Origin of the sequence: Labrys sedimenti (assembly GCF_034424805.1) — a bacterium.
GTDB lineage: Bacteria > Pseudomonadota > Alphaproteobacteria > Rhizobiales > Labraceae > Labrys > Labrys sedimenti.
In genome coordinates, this window is sequence record NZ_JAXOUF010000064.1 from 1 (window position 1) to 1,994 (window position 1,994).

At 50.9% G+C, this 1,994-nt stretch carries 2 tRNA genes and 2 rRNA genes; all 4 read right to left on the reverse strand.

Features of this window, described 5'->3' with window-relative positions:
• Positions 1 to 1,392, reverse strand: a 23S ribosomal RNA gene (locus tag U1R88_RS35350); the annotation flags it as partial.
• Between the two features lie 278 nt (positions 1,393 to 1,670).
• Positions 1,671 to 1,746 (reverse strand) — tRNA-Ala (locus tag U1R88_RS35355).
• Positions 1,747 to 1,756: 10 nt separating this feature from the next.
• Positions 1,757 to 1,833 (reverse strand) — tRNA-Ile (locus U1R88_RS35360).
• 96 nt (positions 1,834 to 1,929) lie between these two features.
• Positions 1,930 to 1,994 (reverse strand): 16S ribosomal RNA (locus U1R88_RS35365); the annotation flags it as partial.

A 1,994-nucleotide genomic window follows, 5' to 3' on the forward strand; every position in this document is an offset into this window, starting at 1 on the left:
GTACGGGAATATTAACCCGTTTCCCATCGACTACGCCTTTCAGCCTCGCCTTAGGGACCGACTCACCCTGCGTCGATTAACGTTGCGCAGGAACCCTTGGTCTTTCGGCGTGCGAGTTTTTCACTCGCATTGTCGTTACTCATGTCAGCATTCGCACTTCTGATACCTCCAGCAAGCTTCTCAACTCACCTTCACAGGCTTACAGAACGCTCCTCTACCGCATCACTTACGTGATACCCGTAGCTTCGGTGTATGGTTTGAGCCCCGTTACATCTTCCGCGCAGGCCGACTCGACTAGTGAGCTATTACGCTTTCTTTAAAGGGTGGCTGCTTCTAAGCCAACCTCCTAGCTGTCTAAGCCTTCCCACATCGTTTCCCACTTAACCATAACTTTGGGACCTTAGCTGACGGTCTGGGTTGTTTCCCTTTTCACGACGGACGTTAGCACCCGCCGTGTGTCTCCCATGCTCGGCACTTGTAGGTATTCGGAGTTTGCATCGGTTTGGTAAGTCGGGATGACCCCCTAGCCGAAACAGTGCTCTACCCCCTACAGTGATACATGAGGCGCTACCTAAATAGCTTTCGAGGAGAACCAGCTATCTCCGAGCTTGATTAGCCTTTCACTCCGATCCACAAGTCATCCCCTGCCTTTTCAACGGAAGTGGGTTCGGTCCTCCAGTCAGTGTTACCTAACCTTCAACCTGCTCATGGATAGATCGCCCGGTTTCGGGTCTATTCCCAGCGACTAGACGCCCTATTAAGACTCGCTTTCGCTACGCCTCCCCTATTCGGTTAAGCTCGCCACTGAAAATAAGTCGCTGACCCATTATACAAAAGGTACGCAGTCACCTAACAAAGTAGGCTCCCACTGCTTGTACGCATACGGTTTCAGGTTCTATTTCACTCCCCTCTCCGGGGTTCTTTTCGCCTTTCCCTCACGGTACTGGTTCACTATCGGTCAGTCAGGAGTATTTAGCCTTGGAGGATGGTCCCCCCATATTCAGACAGGGTTTCTCGTGCCCCGTCCTACTCGATTTCATTGATAAGAGCGTTTCGCGTACAGGGCTATCACCCACTATGGCCGCACTTTCCAGAGCGTTCCGCTACTCTCAAATCAACTTAAGGGCTGGTCCCCGTTCGCTCGCCACTACTAAGGGAATCTCGGTTGATTTCTTTTCCTCAGGGTACTTAGATGTTTCAGTTCCCCTGGTTCGCCTCTTAACCCTATGGATTCAGGTTAAGATACCTAGCTTATGCTAGGTGGGTTCCCCCATTCAGAGATCTCCGGGTCACAGGTCATTTGCCACCTCACCGAAGCTTATCGCAGGCTATCACGTCTTTCATCGCCTCTGACTGCCAAGGCATCCACCGTATGCGCTTCTTCACTTGACCATATAACCCCAAGCAATCTCGCTGACGTCACAAGGACGCTACCGATCTGCAAAGCGTTAGATGAGTGAAGACGACATTTCGCCGAAAACTTGCGCTTGAGTTCGCAAGATTTTACCTTGACGACATCGACTGCCAGTGAAAACAGTCAATGTGTCTACTTCTATCACTTTCCCAATTTTTTAAAGAACAGTTCTGATCAAAGACCAGAAGTCAGGATTCGCCAAGCGAACACTCACTTCTGAGCTTTTCAAGCAATCGTGTTATCGACCAGGTGGAGATGGTGGAGCCAAGGAGGATCGAACTCCTGACCTCCTGCGTGCAAGGCAGGCGCTCTCCCAGCTGAGCTATGGCCCCATAACAAAATTGGTGGGTCTGGGCAGATTCGAACTGCCGACCTCACCCTTATCAGGGGTGCGCTCTAACCAACTGAGCTACAGACCCAATCGTCTTACCTTGAGTCTATCTAACTCAATTGCTCTTCTATCAGTGAATCAAGCAATTCGTGTGGGAGCTTGTCAGCAAGCTGACATCTTCGATTAAGGAGGTGATCCAGCCGCAGGTTCCCCTACGGCTACCTTGTTACGACTTCACCCCAGTCATGA